Consider the following 16,227-nt stretch of genomic DNA (forward strand, 5'->3'; position numbering starts at 1 on the left):
CTGGTAACGCATAGGTTGGGTGAATGTTGTTGGCCCGTATGATGAGTGATTAGGCAGGAGCAAACATGGCATTTCGGAATTCTGACGACCGATACGGTTGGTTATCCATACTCATGCATTGGTTGGTTGCAGCCGCGGTGATCGGGTTGTTTGGTCTGGGGTTCTGGATGGTTGATTTGTCGTATTACGACGAATGGTATCGCCGAGGCCCGGATATTCATCGTTCAGTGGGTATTTTGTTGTTTTGTGCCATGCTGTTCCGTGTGCTCTGGCGTTTTTGTACGCCTTCGCCTAGGCCGCTGCCCGAGCACAAACGCTGGGAAGTAGCGTCTGCTCATATAGCTCACGGCTTGCTCTATGTCCTGATCTTTGTTGCGATGATCAGCGGTTATTTGATCTCAACCGCCGATGGCTCTGCAATTGATGTATTCGGCTGGTTTCAGGTGCCCTCCATTACCGGGCGCATCAAAGGTATGGAAGACACCGCCGGCCTTGTGCACTACTGGAGCACTTGGGCATTGATTGCGTTGGCGGCCGTTCACGCGCTGGGCGCGCTGAAGCACCACTTTATTGATAAAGACGCGACCTTACGCCGGATGCTCGGAAAATCGTGAGTTGTCGAATTCAAGCATTGTGTAATACCAAAGCTAATTAAGGAGAACGTTATGAAAAAACTGATACTGGCTTCAGCCGTTTCCATGGCCGTAATGGCCTCAGCCCAAGCTGACGAGCACAGCGGTACCTACGACTTTGATAACCAACAAACGCATCAGTTTATTACCTTCAAGATCTCTCATTTGGGGTATAGCTGGCTGTATGGCCGTTTTAATGATTTCGATGGCCAGTTTGTTTACGACGCTGAAAATCCCGAGAACAGCTCTGTGTCTGTTACCATCGATACAGCGAGTGTTGATAGTAATCACGCGGAGCGGGACAAGCACTTGCGCAGCGATGACTTCCTGGCTGTCAGCGAATTCGGCGAAGCGACGTTCAAGAGTAAGCGTATTGTGATGGAAGACGATGGTGAAGCCGACATCATCGGTGACTTGACGCTCCGTGGCGTAACTCGCGAAGTGACCCTTGAGGCCGAGATGTTGGGCCACGGTAAGGACCCCTGGGGTGGCTACCGCATGGGCTTCGAAGCCGAAACAGAGATCAAGTTGAAGGATTTCGGTATTCCGATGGATCTGGGCAAGGCATCCGAAACCGTTGAGATAGAAATTTCTGTAGAAGGTATTCGCCAGTAAGTTCTGCTCTGCAATGTTTAGCCTGAGGTTCCTGAGTGGCGGACCCTCAGGCTGCTTTCCCTTCGGCGATTCAATCGCCAATGTTCCTTGTCGGTAGGGTATCAGTTGTTCTCTGGCTGCTCGTTTGCCTTGCAAAGATGGCGCTGGCGAAGAAACTGAGCCACAAAAATAACGACCCAGATGACAAGCCCAGCCCAGAGATAGGGGGCTGGAAGTTGAAACGTGCCACTGATGGCAAATTCCACCAACAGCATCAGAATAACCGCAAGAGTGGCATTTACCAGAGCCGTTATCATAGCGTGCCCGCAGGCTTTAAGATTGGGAATCATAGGTTTCCGCTTGCTCAGAGATAAGACGGCAATCTAACTAGATCAGCGAGAATACGGTGCGCCTTACAGACTCTCCATGCGGGAATTCCGCTATTGGAAATTGGTGTATCGCGGCTGGCGTCCATATAATGTGGGCCACATTTCCCGGTGTCTCTTTCGGGTAACGAATCGACATTCCAAATCAGGCAGTTAAGGCAAAGGGGCGTCCATGCCAGAGTTTCAGACGACCGATGAAGGTTTCGAGCGGGTAGCGCTACGCGATTATACCGAGAAGGCCTACCTCGACTATTCCATGTACGTAATCCTGGATAGAGCCTTGCCCAATGTGGGTGACGGTCTCAAGCCGGTGCAGCGGCGGATTGTGTACGCGATGTCGGAGTTGGGGTTGAAATCCACCTCCAAGTACAAGAAGTCGGCTCGAACCGTGGGTGACGTTCTGGGTAAGTTCCACCCGCACGGTGACAGCGCGTGTTATGAAGCCATGGTGCTGATGGCTCAGCCGTTTTCATACCGCTATCCGTTGGTGGATGGGCAGGGCAACTGGGGGTCGCCGGATGATCCGAAATCGTTTGCCGCCATGCGTTACACCGAATCCCGGCTTGCTCGTTTCTCCGACGTGTTATTGAGCGAGTTGGGACAGGGAACCGTAGATTGGGTGCCCAACTTTGATGGCACCATGGACGAACCTTCTGTTTTACCGGCTCGTTTGCCGCACGTGTTGCTGAACGGTACGACCGGTATTGCTGTTGGTATGGCCACCGACATTCCTCCCCACAACGTGCGGGAAATTACAGCCGCTTGTATTCGTTTGTTGGATGAGCCAGAGGCCACCGTCGATCAGCTGTGCGAGCATGTGAAAGGCCCTGACTTCCCAACGCGCGCCGAGATCATTACTCCCCGTAATGACCTTCGTAAGATGTATGAAACGGGGCGGGGCTCATTAAGAATGCGGGCCCGTTGGATCAAAGAGAGTGGCGAGATCGTTGTGACTGACTTGCCGCATCAGGTATCTGGCAATCGTGTTCTCGAGCAAATTGCCCAGCAGATGCAAACCAAGAAACTGCCTATGGTGGCGGATTTGCGGGATGAGTCGGATCACGAGAATCCGACTCGGCTGGTGATTGTGCCGCGTTCGAATCGTGTGGACCTCGACGGTTTGATGGCGCACCTGTTTGCCAGTACGGACCTTGAGAAGACGTACCGGGTGAACATCAACGTTATCGGTAACGATGGCCGCCCCGGGGTTAAAGGGCTGTATCAGATGCTGACGGAGTGGTTGGCGTTCCGGAAAACCACCGTGACTCGCCGCCTGCAGCATCGCTTGGATAAAGTGCTGGCCCGCCTGCACTTGCTGGAAGGTTTATTGATTGCCTACCTCAACATTGATGAGGTGATTGAGATCATACGTACCGAAGATAAACCGAAAGTGGAGCTGATGGCCCGTTTTGGTTTGTCGCCGGAACAGGCGGAAGCGATTCTCGAGCTGAAATTGCGCCACCTGGCCAAGCTGGAAGAGATGAAGATTCGCGGCGAGCAGGATGAGCTTGCTCTGGAGCGTGATGAGCTGCAGTCAATCCTGGGTTCTGAAGACCGTTTGCGGGAGTTGATCAAAACCGAGCTTCAGCAAGATGCAGAAACCTACGGTGATGATCGTCGCTCGCCCATCGTTGAACGTGAAGAAGCTAAGGCATTCAGTGAAACCGATCTGGTGTCTAACGATCCGGTGACGGTCGTGCTGTCAGACAAAGGGTGGGTGCGAGCTGCCAAAGGTCACGATATTGACCCCGCAGGCCTGAGCTACAAATCCGGCGACCGTTTTTCTCTGGCTGCCAAAGGGCGTAACAACCAGCAGGCCATATTCCTCGATTCCACCGGGCGAGCATACGCCTTGATGGCGCATACCTTACCGTCAGCTCGAGGGCAGGGGGATCCGCTGACCGGGCGGATCAATCCGCCGTCTGGAGCTACCTTCTCCGGCCTTCTGATGGGGAATCCGGAGCGTAAAACCCTGCTGGTGACAGACGCCGGTTACGGGTTTGTGACCTCCTTAGGCGATATGATCAGCAAAAATCGGGCAGGTAAGGCCGTTGTGTCGGTGCCCAAGGGTGCGAGGATTATGCCCCCTGTGACGGTGCCGGAGACAGCTTCAACTTTGTATCTTGCCGCTATTTCGAACGAAGGCCGAATGTTGGTCTTTCCGCTCAATGAATTGCCGGAGCTAGCGAAAGGAAAGGGCAACAAGATCATTAGTATTCCCTCGGCACGGGTGCAAAATCGCGAAGAGTTTGTGGTCGCTGTGGCCGTGTTTGGCCAAGAAGATCAACTGGAAATTCGCGCCGGGAAACGCAAGCTGGGCTTGAAGTTCAGTGACCTTGAGCATTATCTCGGAGAGCGTGGTCGCCGAGGCCATAAATTGCCCCGCGGGCTGCAGCGCGTGGACGGTATTGATGTCATTCCCTCCGCCGCCAGGGCCGAGGAAGAGGAGAGTGTAGACAGTGAGTGAGCTGGTGCTGGTGAATGTGTCCGGGCGAGATAAGCCTGGGCTGACCTCTGAAATAACGGGGATTATGGGGCAATACGATGTGCGCATTCTCGATATCGGTCAGGCCGTTATTCACGATTATTTGACCTGGGGCATCTTGATCGAGATTCCCGACGCGTCTAAGTCTTCTCCGGTTATCCGCGATATTTTGTTCCGTTTGCACGCGCTGGATTTGCAGGTGCGCTTTGCGCCGATCACGGTTGAGGAATATGAATCTTGGGCCGAAGGCAGAAACCGAGCCTGTTACATCGTCACGCTGTTGTCTCGGGACATCAAGGCAGAACAAATTGCCAGAGTGTCCGAGATTACCGCTCGCCACGGCCTCAATATCGACAACATCACCCGCTTGTCGGCACGGCCGTCTCTGAATGCATCAGAGAACCGGATCGCTTGTGTCGAGTTTTCAGTGCGCGGAACGCCGCTGGATCTGGAGCAATTGCGCTCTGACTTTTTGCACATTGCCGGCGAGATGAACGTAGACATTGCTTTCCAGGCGGATTCGATATTCCGGCGTAATCGTCGATTGGTGGTGTTCGACATGGACTCGACACTGATTGAAGCGGAAGTGATCGATGAATTGGCTCTGGAAGCGGGTGTCGGTGACCGTGTTGCCGAGATCACTGAACGGGCTATGCAGGGCGAGCTGGACTTCAGTCAGAGTTTTGCCGAGCGCTTGTCGCTGCTGAAGGGCTTGGACGAGTCGGTACTTGAGGGCGTCGCTAACCGCCTTCGGATGACGGAAGGAGCGGAGCACCTGATTCGCAGTTTGAAGGCGCTAGGCTACCGTACAGCCATTCTGTCGGGTGGTTTCACCTACTTTGCTCGCCATTTGCAGAGCAAGCTGGGTATTGATTACGTTTATGCGAATGAATTGGAGATCGTCGATGGCAAGGTGACCGGGGAAGTGAAAGGTCAGATTGTTGATGGTCAGCGCAAGGCGGAACTGCTGCTTGAGATTGCCGAGAAGGAACATATCGCCAGAGAGCAAGTGATTGCAGTGGGGGATGGTGCCAATGATTTGCCGATGTTGAGTCAGGCTGGGCTGGGCGTGGCGTTCCGCGCGAAACCCTTGGTGAAAGAGTCGGCCAAACACTCGATATCAACGCTTGGGTTGGATGCGATTTTGTATCTGATCGGTTTCCGGGAGAGTGAGACCAACCAGACGTTGTAGGGCAGTAGGTACTGAGTGCAAAAAAAGGGGTGGAGACTTGGTTCTCCACCCCTTTTTTATGTCTGGCTGCTTTGCTTGGCGATCAGTGGTCGCCGAAATCGTAGTTCATCTCAGGTGCCGGAGCTTGCAGATAGTAGCCCTGAATGTAGTTAACCCCTGCCTGCCAGAGCGTGGCCAGAATGCTGGCGTTTTCTACATGTGGCACGATGGTGAGTTTGCCAGAACTTTGCAGTGAGGTTGTCATCTCCTTCACTTGCTCTTTGATCTTGTCATCCTTTTGGATGTTATCTGTGAAGGAGCCGTCAAACTTCACGTAGTCTGTATCGATGTGCTTCAGCGCATTAAACGGGTTAATGGTGCGGCCGAAGTGTTTGATCGAGACTTTGCAATTGAGTTCGTGCACCGCCTTGGTGAAGTCTTTCGCCTGCTTCATGAAGTTGTTGGCATTGTTTTCGCTAATCTGGAAGATAAGCGCATCGCCAGGCAGTCGTGCCGCTTTGAGGGCAACGCTGAGCCAAGGGCTGAAGGTTGCGTCTTGCAAAGTTTCTGCACAAAGGTTCACGAAAAGGTGAGTGTCATGTCCGCGCGAGCGATGGCTGGACAGCTGTTTAATGGATTGTAGGACCACCCAACGGTCGATCTTGATGGCTGTTTCCGGAGGGCAGATGGCCGGCAAAAGATCGTAAGGTGTCACCACTTCGTCATCGCTGTTCATCATGCGTGCCAGCGCTTCATAGTGTTCCTCGCCTTCACCGCGCAGGTTGATGATCGGCTGGAACAGCAGGTGCAGACGATCTTCGTCCATGGCTTTGCTGATCATTTCGATGGCGTTGGACTCGTCCGGCACCTCAAAATCAACGGGGTTGTAGATCACGACTCCGTTGCCATTTTCGTGGCCAGGTTGTTTCCTGACCTCGGCCGAGGCCAGGTGCACCCGGCTGAGGAGTTCTTCAGCCTTGGGAGAATTTTCGGTAATGGCGGAAACACCGATGGAGACAGTGAGTGATACCGTGCGACCATTGATTTCAAACAGGTGGTCATCCACGGCCTTGCGAAGCGTTTCGCAGAGCTCTGCCAGCCCTTTGTCGTTGCATGGAAGGCACATCATGCAGAAAGCGTCATCGCTCAGTCGCGCCAGAGTCATATCTTCGGGGGTGTGGTCTTTCAGTAGCGAAGCCAGGTCGCCGAGCAACAGGTCTGCACCGGCAATACCAACGTCGCCTTTCATGCTCAGGAAATTATCGATGCCAATGTAGGCGAGGGCACCGGTTTCGTTGTTCTTGGCGGATAATGCCAGAGTCTGAGCGAGCTGTTCCATCAGGTATTGACGGTTATATAGCCCGGTTAGAAGGTCTTGGCTACTGATTTGTTTGAGTCTTTCTTCGAGCTCTGCGTCACTGTGCTCTGGTTGCAATACCACTTGGGTGCAAGCTTCGCCGTCGTAGGTAGCGGCCGACACCGACATGGTGACGTTGAGTTCGTTGTCGTCGCTCCGCCGCGCAGTGCAATTGAAGGTCATGCCGTTCGTCCCGGCTTCCTCAAACGCTTTCATGAACTCTTTATATTGCTCTTGGCTTTCCTGATTCAGCGTGTCCAGTACCGGTACGCAGATCAGGTCGTCAATGTCTTCGTAACCAAGAAATTCCATATACGACTGGTTGGCATAGATGTGCATGCCGTCGTTGATGTAAGCGATGGCATCTTTAGAGCTTTCCAGAAGAAGTTGGCAGCGCTGCTCGGCTTCGCGCAGATGAGATTCCAAAACACGGCGGCTGCGACGCTCGTTCAGTGAGCCCAATTCACGTTTGATCGCCAGTACCAGCATTTCTGTATATTCGAACGGTACGGCATCTTGAGCGCCGAGGCGCATGATCTCCAGGTCTCGTTCACGGTTGGGCTCGCTGGTTAGCAGAATGAATGGAATGTCTTTGTCCATCCGCTTGATCATGGCAAGTGCAGCGTCAGGCCCAAACTCCAATTCCTCCAAGTCCCGGGCAAGCAGCAAATCCCAACGAGAGGCTTTCAGGGCCTCTTCGAGATCTTCTTCCGAGGTGATGCGGTGGGCTCGGGTTGCTTTGCCGGCGTTGCGGAGCAAACTGACCAGTGACTCGGCATCGTTTTGTGATGGATCAAGGATCAGCAACTGTACCGTGGAGTTATTTTTCTGCATTCGTACGATGTCTCATAATGCCGTTTGATGGTGCCTGCTCGCTTGTCTGCAGTAAAACGGAAGATACAGTGTTTTCCGCATTTAGACAGATAACCGGCTTATCACTGAGACAGAATGATGAAGGGGTTGTCGATTAATAACAACCCTGATGCCTATACACTGTTGACGGGTCGACTTAAAGCGACGGCCACAAGGAATCGAATTCGTCTTCTGTGGTGCCTGAACCGGAGTTTTGGGCGCCCTTGTGCCGCGGGGGAGTTGCCGAGGTGTGTAGCTTGAGCTCGAATTGGCTAACGCTCCCGGTCGCGGAAACTTTCTTCAGCAATTGGCCTTGGTCTTCACAGCCATCGTGCAGTAGTGATATCCGGCTTCCACTCTGGAACGGCAGGCGGGGCGTGATCAGTGTTGCGGGTTGGTTAACCACGCTAATCTCCGGCAGCATGAGGCCGCGGAGGTATTCGCTGCTATTGCCAACTTTTTGTATTAGGCGCACTGCACAGGGTGCCGCACTGGGCGCGAGTAACTCGATGCCGATTTGGGTACCCTGATTTCGAACCTGCCGTAACCATCGGACGACCCCGAGGCTCCATGGGTGCGAGCTTTGTTCTCTGACCCCCAGTACCTCTCCGGCTTGCAGAGAGGCCGGGATATTGGCTTCCCAGCTCACACAGTAGCCGCCGGGGCTGGTGTTTATTAGCGCAGCTTTTTGTGAAACAGGTTTGGCTTTACCGGGTTTAGCTCCCGATTTGTTTCGGAAATTGATCGGAGCGTCAGAGGGCGGGAGGCTTCGGTCTAGAATGCTGGCATCGTGGGCGCCGGACCAAGCATCGGGCTTCTGCATGGAGTTACGAATAAATAGGTTGTCTTCTTCATGGTGCGCACTGTCATTGCCGTCAATGAACTCCGGGAAGGTTTTCTGCCCTGCTATAAAATAGTGAGCAGCAGTCAGGCCAACACAGATTTCCAGCGTCCCTTGGCTGCTAATTCGGTTGAAGTTTCTTGTTGCCAGAATTCCCAGTGCTTGGCTTAAGTGGGTCAGCAAGGTGTCACTGACGGTTGCGGGAATCTTTAATGGCGTGGTGGTCGAAGAGTTGTCGCGGCGTGCCTTTGCGGTATCTGCCAGGAAGCCTGAAAGTTCGCGGGTATCGAAGCCGATACTGTCGTTCCCCAGGGTGTTCTCAAGCAGGCTTCGGTAGATCGGCGAGGAGTTTTTTTCCAGATCGACCACGAACAGACTGTCTGGTCCAAGCTCAGGGCCGCATTCACAATAGCTTGTCCAGGTTTCAAACAGATCGTAGACCTGTGTCAGCTCGGATTGCCGCAGTTGGTTAGGGCGTGAGCAGCCTAATAACAAAACGCGTTTATAGCTGTCGGCTATGGTGCTGGCACTGCGGTGTTTAAGAAGAAGATCATCGACATCATACTCGTCGAGCTTGTAGTGATTGGCAAAACGGAATAATCGGTGGCATTCCAGCCAGCTGTTTGCCGGGCTGGGGCCGTACAGTTGATGAGCGCGAAGGATGGTCGCCCCAAGCTCGGAAATTGCTCGGTGTGTGGCTATGCCGATGTGCCGCTTGTTTTTAGCAACGCCGCCGTTGTCTATGAATTCCAGTACACAGAGTTTGTATCCGCTGGCAAGGTGCAGTTGCAGAGCTTGAGTCAGATTGGCGATTTTGCGCTGTTTTTCAGGTAATGCAATGGCTAGCCCCAAGAAGTGCCTGGACAGTTCAGTACACACAAAGTGTATTTTGTCGCGGGCCAGTTCAAGGAACTGCATGCGTTGTTGCGGGGGCAAAAACAAATGATTGAGTTCTATGATCGCGTGGTAAAGCTGTCGCGAGGTCTCACCAATGTTGGCCATAGGCAACTGTCGAGTCCAGGCACGGAACGCTTTGGGCGTGGTGTCGCAAAAAGACAGGCTGGCTGTTTTTTGCTCAGGTACCTTGAGTTCGGGTTTCAGAGTCATGCCTTTTATGATCTCGTGCCAGTGGCTGAATTACGGTGAGTGTTTGAGTGAAATTATCGAAAATACAGCTTGTTATTGTTTCGTAACTCTAGACTTTAAAGTAGCAAAGCGATGACAAAAAGCGAGAAAGTCATAAGTTGACAATCTTTGACAAGTTAAAAACGGTTCAATTTTGCGACACGCCTCACTAAATCACCGGTATTGGTGTTTTACTGGTTTCGCCAGGAACCTCTCTCACCAGCTTCGGAACCAGAAATCCGGGCAGTTTTTCCAGCATTTGGCGCACCAGAGTAGCGGCATCGTTGTCGCTGACGTCAAAGTGGTGAGCACCGGCCACCGGATCGAAAGCGTGTAGATAGTACGGCAATACACCGGCATCAAACAGCACTTCGCTCAACTCAGACAGTATGGCCGCATTATCGTTCACGCCTTTCAAAATGACACTCTGATTCAGCAGGGTGACGCCTGCTTGTTTTAGCCTTTGGAGAGCGTCACGTGTGGTCTGGTCAATTTCGGCGGGGTGGTTTACGTGAACGACCAGTACCGTCTGGAGCCGGGTACGGTTCAGCCAAGCAAGCATGTCATCACAAACTCGCTGGGGGATGACGACCGGTAATCGGGAATGGATGCGAAGTCGTTTCAGGTGCGGTACAGCATCGAGCAAGTCGACCCACTGCGAAAGCAGGCGATCATTCACGGCCAGCGGGTCGCCGCCACTGAGAATAACTTCGTTGATCTCGGGGCTGGCGGTCAGCGTATTGATGACTTGGGTGCGGTCTTCTCGGCTCAGTTTGTGGTCGTTGTAAGGAAAGTGGCGTCGGAAGCAGTAGCGGCAGTTGATGGCGCACTGGCCGGTCACCATTAACAGGGCCCGACTGTGGTACTTTCTGATCAGGCCCGTTGTCTGAATCGCGGAATTCTCTTCTAGCGGATCTCTGACAAACCCCGACAGTTCTATCTTTTCGTCGGCAACAGGCAGCACCTGACGTAGCAGGGGGTCGTTTGGGTTACCGGACTCCATGCGCTGGATAAAGGGTTCCGGTACCCGAATAGGGAACAGATCGTGGCCGTTGCGGGCCCCTTCAAACCAGCCTTCTGCCGGCAAATTCAGACGCTCCAGCAATTGCTCAGGACTGCTGACGGAGCGGCTCAGGATCGCTTGCCAGCTTTGGGTTTCGGGTGCGTAAGTACCGTTGTCTGCAAGATGACTGGTGTCACGGGCTTCTATACGGACCGGAGTTCGCTGTATCATAGCGGCCTTTGAATTTTTAACGACAGTATGTCAGGTGGACATTTCATGGCTTCATATTCTACCAACGAATTCCGTGGCGGGCTCAAGGTTTTGCTGGATGGCGATCCTTGTATCATGCTGGAAAACGAATTCGTTAAGCCCGGTAAAGGGCAAGCTTTTAACCGTGTAAAGCTTCGCAACCTGATGACCAACCGGGTTTGGGAGCGTACTTTCAAATCGGGCGAGAGTCTCGAGGCGGCGGATGTAATGGAGCAGGACATGGAGTACCTGTACTCCGATGGTGAGTTCTGGCACTTCATGCTGACGGATGGTTCGTTTGAACAGTATGCTGCTGACGCCAAAGCCGTTGGCGATACCGTCAAGTGGCTGAAAGAGCAGGACGTGTACACCGTGACTCTGTACAACGGTGCTCCTTTGTCTGTTACACCGCCTAACTTTGTTGAGCTTGAGGTCGTGGATACCGATCCGGGCATGAAGGGCGATACCGCACAAGGCGGTTCCAAGCCTGCGACTTTGTCTACGGGCGCGGTGGTGAACGTACCGTTGTTTATCGTGATTGGTGAAGTGCTGAAAGTGGATACTCGCTCCGGTGAGTATGTAAACCGCGTAAAAAGCAGTTAATTCCCGATGACCGACTCTCCTGTCTGGCAGCCTACTGCCTCGCGGGACGTGTTAAAAGGCCGTGCACAGCAACTTGCGTATGTGCGCGGCTTTTTTTGTGAGCGGGACGTGCTGGAAGTAGAAACACCAGTGCTTGGCCGCCACGGCGTCACCGACTTGAATCTCGATGGCATATCGGCGGACGTTCGGGCCGGCGGTGTTCAAGGGGGCTGGCTTCAGACATCCCCCGAATACCCCATGAAACGGCTGCTGGCTGCTGGGTCTGGTTGTATCTACCAAATTGCCCGAGTGTTTCGTAACGGTGAACGAGGGAGCCGTCACAATCCAGAATTTTCGATGCTGGAATGGTATCGAATAGGGATGGACGATCAGGCGTTAATGGCTGAAGTGTCGGATCTGGTGTGCGGTTGGCTAGGCTGTGAGCGCCCCGATCAGGTGAGTTATCGTCAGGCGGTTATCGCTAGCGCTGGTTTCGATCCTATGGAAATCAGCGATAAAGATTTGAAGCAATACTGTAAACAATGGCTGGAGAGTGAGCAGCTAGCGGATCTAAGTCGAAACGACTGTCTGGATTTGGTGATGAGTTTTGCCGTCGAACCAACGCTTGGCTTCGAGCGGCCAATTTTTATTACCCGCTATCCAGCAGCACAGGCGGCACTGGCAAAAGTTTCCCAAGAACACGGCCATTCAGTTGCGCACCGGTTCGAGCTTTACATCAATGGGTTAGAGCTCTGTAACGGTTATTGGGAGTTGACTGACCCTGAAGAGCAGAGGCTACGCTTTGAAGCGGATAACCAGCAGCGCAAGGCTGCTGGTAAAGCTGAAATGGCCGTGGATGAAGCGTTTATGGCGGCGCTAGAAGCCGGCCTGCCCGATTGCTCGGGCGTGGCATTGGGATTAGACCGGCTGCTGATGCTTAAGGTGGGCGCAAAAGCCATTGAAGAGGTTCTGGCCTTCCCGATAGAGAGGGCCTGACCTTATCAGGACTTAGCGGGCTTCAATTGGCCAAACGACTCGCCCATTTGTACGGACTTGCTGGCGACTTGGTCGGCATTCCAGTTCACGGCGCCTTTGGGCATCACCAGAACAACGGTGGAGCCTAAGCGGAACCGGCCCATCTCATCGCCTTTCTCGAAACGCACGGCCTGGTCACCGGAGTATTGCCACTCGGTCACCTTGCTCGGTTTGGGGGCAACGACACCTGCCCAAGTGGTCTCTACGCTGCCGACGATCATAGCGCCGACCAGAACCAGCGCCATAGGGCCTGCTTCGGTATCAAAAATGCAGGCTACCCGTTCGTTACGCGCGAACAGATTCGGCACGTTCTCTGCCGTTACAGGGTTGACCGAAAACAGTTTGCCGGGAACATACACCATTTCTTTCAGCGTGCCGGCCACGGGCATGTGAATGCGGTGATAGTCTTTTGGTGACAGGTAAATTGTGGCGAATTCGCCTTCGCGAAAGGCTTCCGCACGCTGTTCATCGCCGCCGAGCAGTTCAGTCAGGCTGAAAGACTGGCCTTTGGCCTGAAACACCCGGTCGTCTGCAGTGACTTGGCCAAGCTGGCTGATGGCACCATCAACCGGGCTGACAAAAACATCCGGGGTATGGTCGACTGTGCGTGCGCCGGGCTTGAGCGCGCGAGTAAAGAATGCGTTAAAACTGTCGTAAGCCGTGGGGTCTGATTCGGCGGCCTCACTCATGTTTACGCCGTAGCGGTCGATAAACCAGCTGATTACGCGGTTTTTCAGGGCTGGTGTCCTGTCATAGTCTGCGAGGCGGCCGGCCAAGCGGGATAGCGTCAGCTGCGGAGTGACGTATTGACTCAGGACGAACAGTTTATCAAGCATTTGAGACATCTCTCGGTTCTATAAAGCGGGGCAGTTTAACAAACTGGGCGTAGTGTATAGAAATTGTTTCTCCCCTTCGCGGTTCCGCCGAGGGCTTGCTATCATCGGGCGCTGCTTTTTAACAGAATTTATAAAGGCGATTACTTTTTTATGCTGCTGATTATTGGTGCGGTTATTGTTATTGCGAGTGTTCTCGGCGGTTATACATTGCACGGCGGGAATTTGGCGGTGCTCTGGCAGCCGACAGAAGTGCTGATCATTGGTGGCGCTGCCGTAGGCTCGTTCGTCATTGCCAATCCAATGCACACCGTTAAAGAAGTGTTCAGTGGGTTGTTGCGGTTGCTTACAGGTTCGCCGTTCAATAAATCGTATTACATGGATCTGCTCAGCCTGCTTTATGAAGTGTTCGATAAGTCCCGTAAGCAGGGCGTGATGGCTATTGAAGAAGACATAGATAACCCGGAAGAGAGCCCGATCTTTACTCGTTACCCAGCCATTATGAAGTCCAGGCATTTGCTCGATTTCATCACCGACTATTTGCGCATTATCAGCTCCGGCAACATGGCGCCCCATGAGCTCGAAGGCATGATGGAAAGCGAGATCGAGAGTCGCCAGCATGAGCTGGAAGAGCCGGCGCACGCGGTGAATAAAATAGCGGATGCACTGCCGGGGTTGGGGATCGTTGCCGCGGTTCTGGGTATTGTTATCACCATGAACTTTCTGACTGAAGGGCCGGAAAAAATTGGTTTGAGCGTGGCGGCTGCGCTGGTTGGTACCTTCTTGGGTATCTGGATGGGCTATGGCTTTGTGGGCCCGGCATCCATCGCACTAGAGCACACGGCTAAGTACGAATTGAAAGCCTACGAATGCGTGAAGTCGGCCATCGTTGCGACAGTTGCAGGGCAAGCGCCTCAAATGGCGATCGAATTTGGACGTAAAGCCTTGCCGACGGAGAAGCGGCCGGGCTTTCAGGAATTGAACGATCACGTTCGCTCCAAATGATGCCGAACATCACTAGCCGGAGTTAAGCGTGGAACAGCAGCCGATCATCATCAAGCGCAAGAAGAAAGTTGTCGCTGGCCACCACGGCGGTTCCTGGAAAGTCGCGTTTGCCGACTTCGCCACTGCTATGATGGCGTTTTTTTTGGTGCTTTGGCTAACCGCGACCGCCACGCCGGAACAGAAGCAAGCTGTCACAGGCTATTTCAAAGACCCCATCGGTTTTACAGAGGGCGGATCGAAGAATCCAATTGACCTTGGTGGCAGTGCGTCGGTTATTGATGAGAGCGCCCTGGATATTGAGTCGAGCACGGTTCAGATCGAAGAGCAGGTGATCGATGAGCTGGCCGATACACTGGAACAACGTCGCATGGAGGCGTTGTTTCAGGAGTTGAAAGAACGAATAGAGCAGAACGAAACGCTGCAAGAATTCAAAGACCAGCTACTCATTGATATCACCGATGAAGGGCTGCGCATTCAGATCGTTGACCGTTCAGGGCGCCCGATGTTTGATTCTGGCCGGGCAGAACTCAAGTACTACACTCAGGAGTTGTTATTTGAACTCGCGAAAACGCTGGGTTCTGTCAATAACAAGCTGAGCCTGACTGGCCACACAGATGCCACGCCGTTCAATGGGCGGCCGGGGTACACCAATTGGGAGCTGTCGGCTGACCGCGCCAATACGGCTCGCCGGGCCTTGGTAGCAGGCGGCGTAAGGCTGGAGCAAATTGCACGTGTGGTCGGCTTGAGCGATTCGGTATTGTTCGATACCGATAATCCGACAGCGCCGATCAACCGCCGAATCTCCATCATTGTTCTGAAAAACAAAAGCGTCGGAGATATTCGTGCCGGAGCTGGCCCAACCGATACACCATTGATTGACTTGACGCGCCCCAGCGCAGAGCAGGAGCAAGAGGCTCTGAATAAGCTGGAAGAGGGGAACTGGCGAGAAGAGCGCCCGGAACCTGGTCCGGGTGAGCTCAACTGGTAACCCGCTTTGGCGATAGCTGGTGCGCGCTCAGGTAAGCTTTAGCCCGCGCGCTTGCTGTTCGGCCATGTCTTGAAGGATTCGATGGAAGCTCTTGAGCCTTTCCCGGGAAATCTCCCCGCTCTCGGCCGCCGCATCCAGCGCGCACCCCGGATCGCCCATGTGACGGCAGTTTCGGAATTTACACAACCCCATTAACGGCCGAATCTCCCGGAAGCCGTACTCGACTTCTTGCGGCGTCATATGCCACAAACCAAACTCCCGAATACCCGGTGAGTCAATCAGGTCGCCGCCAGTGGCCAGGTGAAACAACTTGGCGGTGGTAGTGGTATGCACACCCTTACCGGTGCTCACCGAAACCGCACCCACCCGGAGCTGCTCATCCGGCAGCAGCGTTTGAATAATCGACGACTTGCCCACACCCGACTGGCCGACGAAGACACTGGTTCTGTTGCGAACCAAGGCCTCCACCTCCGGCGCAGGTTCCCCGTCGAAAGCAGCAGCAGACGTGCGCTCAACCTGATAACCCAGCGCTTCATAGCGAGCGAGCAGGGCTTCGATCTGCGGCCGGTTCTGATCGTTTATCAAATCGGTTTTGTTGAGCAGCAGCACTGCGGGAATATCCGAGCTTTCGGAGGCCACGAGGTATCGGTCAATCAAGCTGTCGTGTGGTTCTGGTTCCGGAGCAATCACCAGAATAATGTGGTCAATATTGGCGGCCACAGGCTTCAGGGCGCCAAAGTTATCGGGCCGTTGAAGCAGATTGTCCCGGTCGCAGCGAGCGACAATGACCCCAGTTTCGCTCTTGCCAGGTCGCCACACGACTTTGTCCCCGGTCACCAAGCTGCTGATGTTCGCCCGAACAAAGCATCGAAATACCTGTCCCGCGTCATCACCTTGCAGAGCCTCAACGTCCAGTTGTTGGCCGTAATGAGCGATGATCAGGCCTTCTTGCTCGGGCCCCAGCTCACCGGCTTCAGCTTGAGCCTCGACGGCCTTTTCCTTACGGGCCATTCGGGTGGTGCGTTCTTTTTGGATCTTCTCGATTCGCCATTGCTGGCGTTTGTTCAATTTGCGTTTTGCCATCTGCTC

General features: G+C 53.7%; 14 protein-coding genes. 8 read left to right on the forward strand and 6 right to left on the reverse strand.

Features of this window, described 5'->3' with window-relative positions:
• The first annotated feature begins 65 nt into the window (after positions 1-65).
• Both ACNQ6O_RS04215 and ACNQ6O_RS04220 read left to right on the forward strand, forming a co-directional pair.
• Entirely contained in the window at positions 66-614 is a 549-nt protein-coding gene (locus tag ACNQ6O_RS04215) for a cytochrome b (protein WP_418051987.1), read from the forward strand.
• 51 nt (positions 615-665) lie between these two features.
• Entirely contained in the window at positions 666-1,247 is a 582-nt protein-coding gene (locus ACNQ6O_RS04220) for a YceI family protein (RefSeq protein ID WP_418051988.1), read from the forward strand.
• 101 nt (positions 1,248-1,348) lie between these two features.
• Here ACNQ6O_RS04220 and ACNQ6O_RS04225 read toward each other — a convergent pair whose 3' ends face one another.
• The gene (locus tag ACNQ6O_RS04225; RefSeq protein WP_418051989.1) at positions 1,349-1,576 is read right to left on the reverse strand and encodes a hypothetical protein; all 228 of its coding nucleotides are present in this window, start codon (positions 1,574-1,576) and stop codon (positions 1,349-1,351) included.
• Positions 1,577-1,784: 208 nt separating this feature from the next.
• Between ACNQ6O_RS04225 and parC the strand changes: the two genes are divergently transcribed.
• Positions 1,785-4,079 (forward strand): DNA topoisomerase IV subunit A, encoded by a 2,295-nt coding sequence (gene parC, locus ACNQ6O_RS04230; RefSeq protein WP_418051990.1) that lies wholly within the window; start codon positions 1,785-1,787, stop codon positions 4,077-4,079.
• A complete protein-coding gene (serB, locus tag ACNQ6O_RS04235) occupies positions 4,072-5,289 on the forward strand; it encodes a phosphoserine phosphatase SerB (protein WP_418051991.1) in 1,218 nt (405 codons plus the stop codon). Before parC ends, serB begins: the two co-directional genes overlap by 8 nt.
• A gap of 82 nt (positions 5,290-5,371) precedes the next feature.
• Here the strand turns inward: serB and ACNQ6O_RS04240 are convergent, their stop codons facing one another.
• From ACNQ6O_RS04240 to epmB, 3 genes are all read right to left on the reverse strand, one after another.
• On the reverse strand, positions 5,372-7,459 hold the full coding sequence (locus ACNQ6O_RS04240) for an EAL domain-containing protein (protein ID WP_418051992.1): 2,088 nt from the start codon (positions 7,457-7,459) through the stop codon (positions 5,372-5,374).
• A gap of 175 nt (positions 7,460-7,634) precedes the next feature.
• A complete protein-coding gene (locus tag ACNQ6O_RS04245; protein ID WP_418052265.1) occupies positions 7,635-9,434 on the reverse strand; it encodes a GTPase in 1,800 nt (599 codons plus the stop codon).
• A gap of 178 nt (positions 9,435-9,612) precedes the next feature.
• Positions 9,613-10,677 (reverse strand): EF-P beta-lysylation protein EpmB, encoded by a 1,065-nt coding sequence (gene epmB / locus ACNQ6O_RS04250; RefSeq protein ID WP_418051993.1) that lies wholly within the window; start codon positions 10,675-10,677, stop codon positions 9,613-9,615.
• A gap of 45 nt (positions 10,678-10,722) precedes the next feature.
• Here epmB and efp point away from each other — a divergent pair, with 45 nt between their 5' ends.
• Together efp and epmA are read left to right on the forward strand one after the other, a co-directional pair.
• Complete coding sequence (efp, locus tag ACNQ6O_RS04255) at positions 10,723-11,298, forward strand: elongation factor P (protein ID WP_323751297.1); 576 nt, start codon at positions 10,723-10,725, stop codon at positions 11,296-11,298.
• A gap of 6 nt (positions 11,299-11,304) precedes the next feature.
• Positions 11,305-12,273, forward strand: coding sequence for an EF-P lysine aminoacylase EpmA (epmA, locus tag ACNQ6O_RS04260; protein ID WP_418051994.1), 969 nt, complete (start codon positions 11,305-11,307; stop codon positions 12,271-12,273).
• 5 nt (positions 12,274-12,278) lie between these two features.
• Here epmA and asd read toward each other — a convergent pair whose 3' ends face one another.
• On the reverse strand, positions 12,279-13,148 hold the full coding sequence (gene asd / locus ACNQ6O_RS04265) for an archaetidylserine decarboxylase (RefSeq protein ID WP_418051995.1): 870 nt from the start codon (positions 13,146-13,148) through the stop codon (positions 12,279-12,281).
• 150 nt (positions 13,149-13,298) lie between these two features.
• Here asd and motA point away from each other — a divergent pair, with 150 nt between their 5' ends.
• Both motA and motB read left to right on the forward strand, forming a co-directional pair.
• Positions 13,299-14,150: a flagellar motor stator protein MotA gene (gene motA / locus ACNQ6O_RS04270; protein WP_418051996.1), complete on the forward strand. Its 852-nt coding sequence runs from the start codon at positions 13,299-13,301 to the stop codon at positions 14,148-14,150.
• 28 nt (positions 14,151-14,178) lie between these two features.
• The gene (gene motB / locus ACNQ6O_RS04275) at positions 14,179-15,138 is read left to right on the forward strand and encodes a flagellar motor protein MotB (protein WP_418051997.1); all 960 of its coding nucleotides are present in this window, start codon (positions 14,179-14,181) and stop codon (positions 15,136-15,138) included.
• 27 nt (positions 15,139-15,165) lie between these two features.
• On the opposite strand, the gene rsgA is transcribed toward motB, so the two are convergent.
• Positions 15,166-16,221: a small ribosomal subunit biogenesis GTPase RsgA gene (gene rsgA / locus ACNQ6O_RS04280; protein WP_418051998.1), complete on the reverse strand. Its 1,056-nt coding sequence runs from the start codon at positions 16,219-16,221 to the stop codon at positions 15,166-15,168.
• Between the last annotated feature and the right edge of the window lie 6 nt (positions 16,222-16,227).

This window comes from Marinobacter sp. SBS5 (assembly GCF_048285575.1).
In the GTDB taxonomy this organism is placed as follows: Bacteria; Pseudomonadota; Gammaproteobacteria; order Pseudomonadales; family Oleiphilaceae; genus Marinobacter.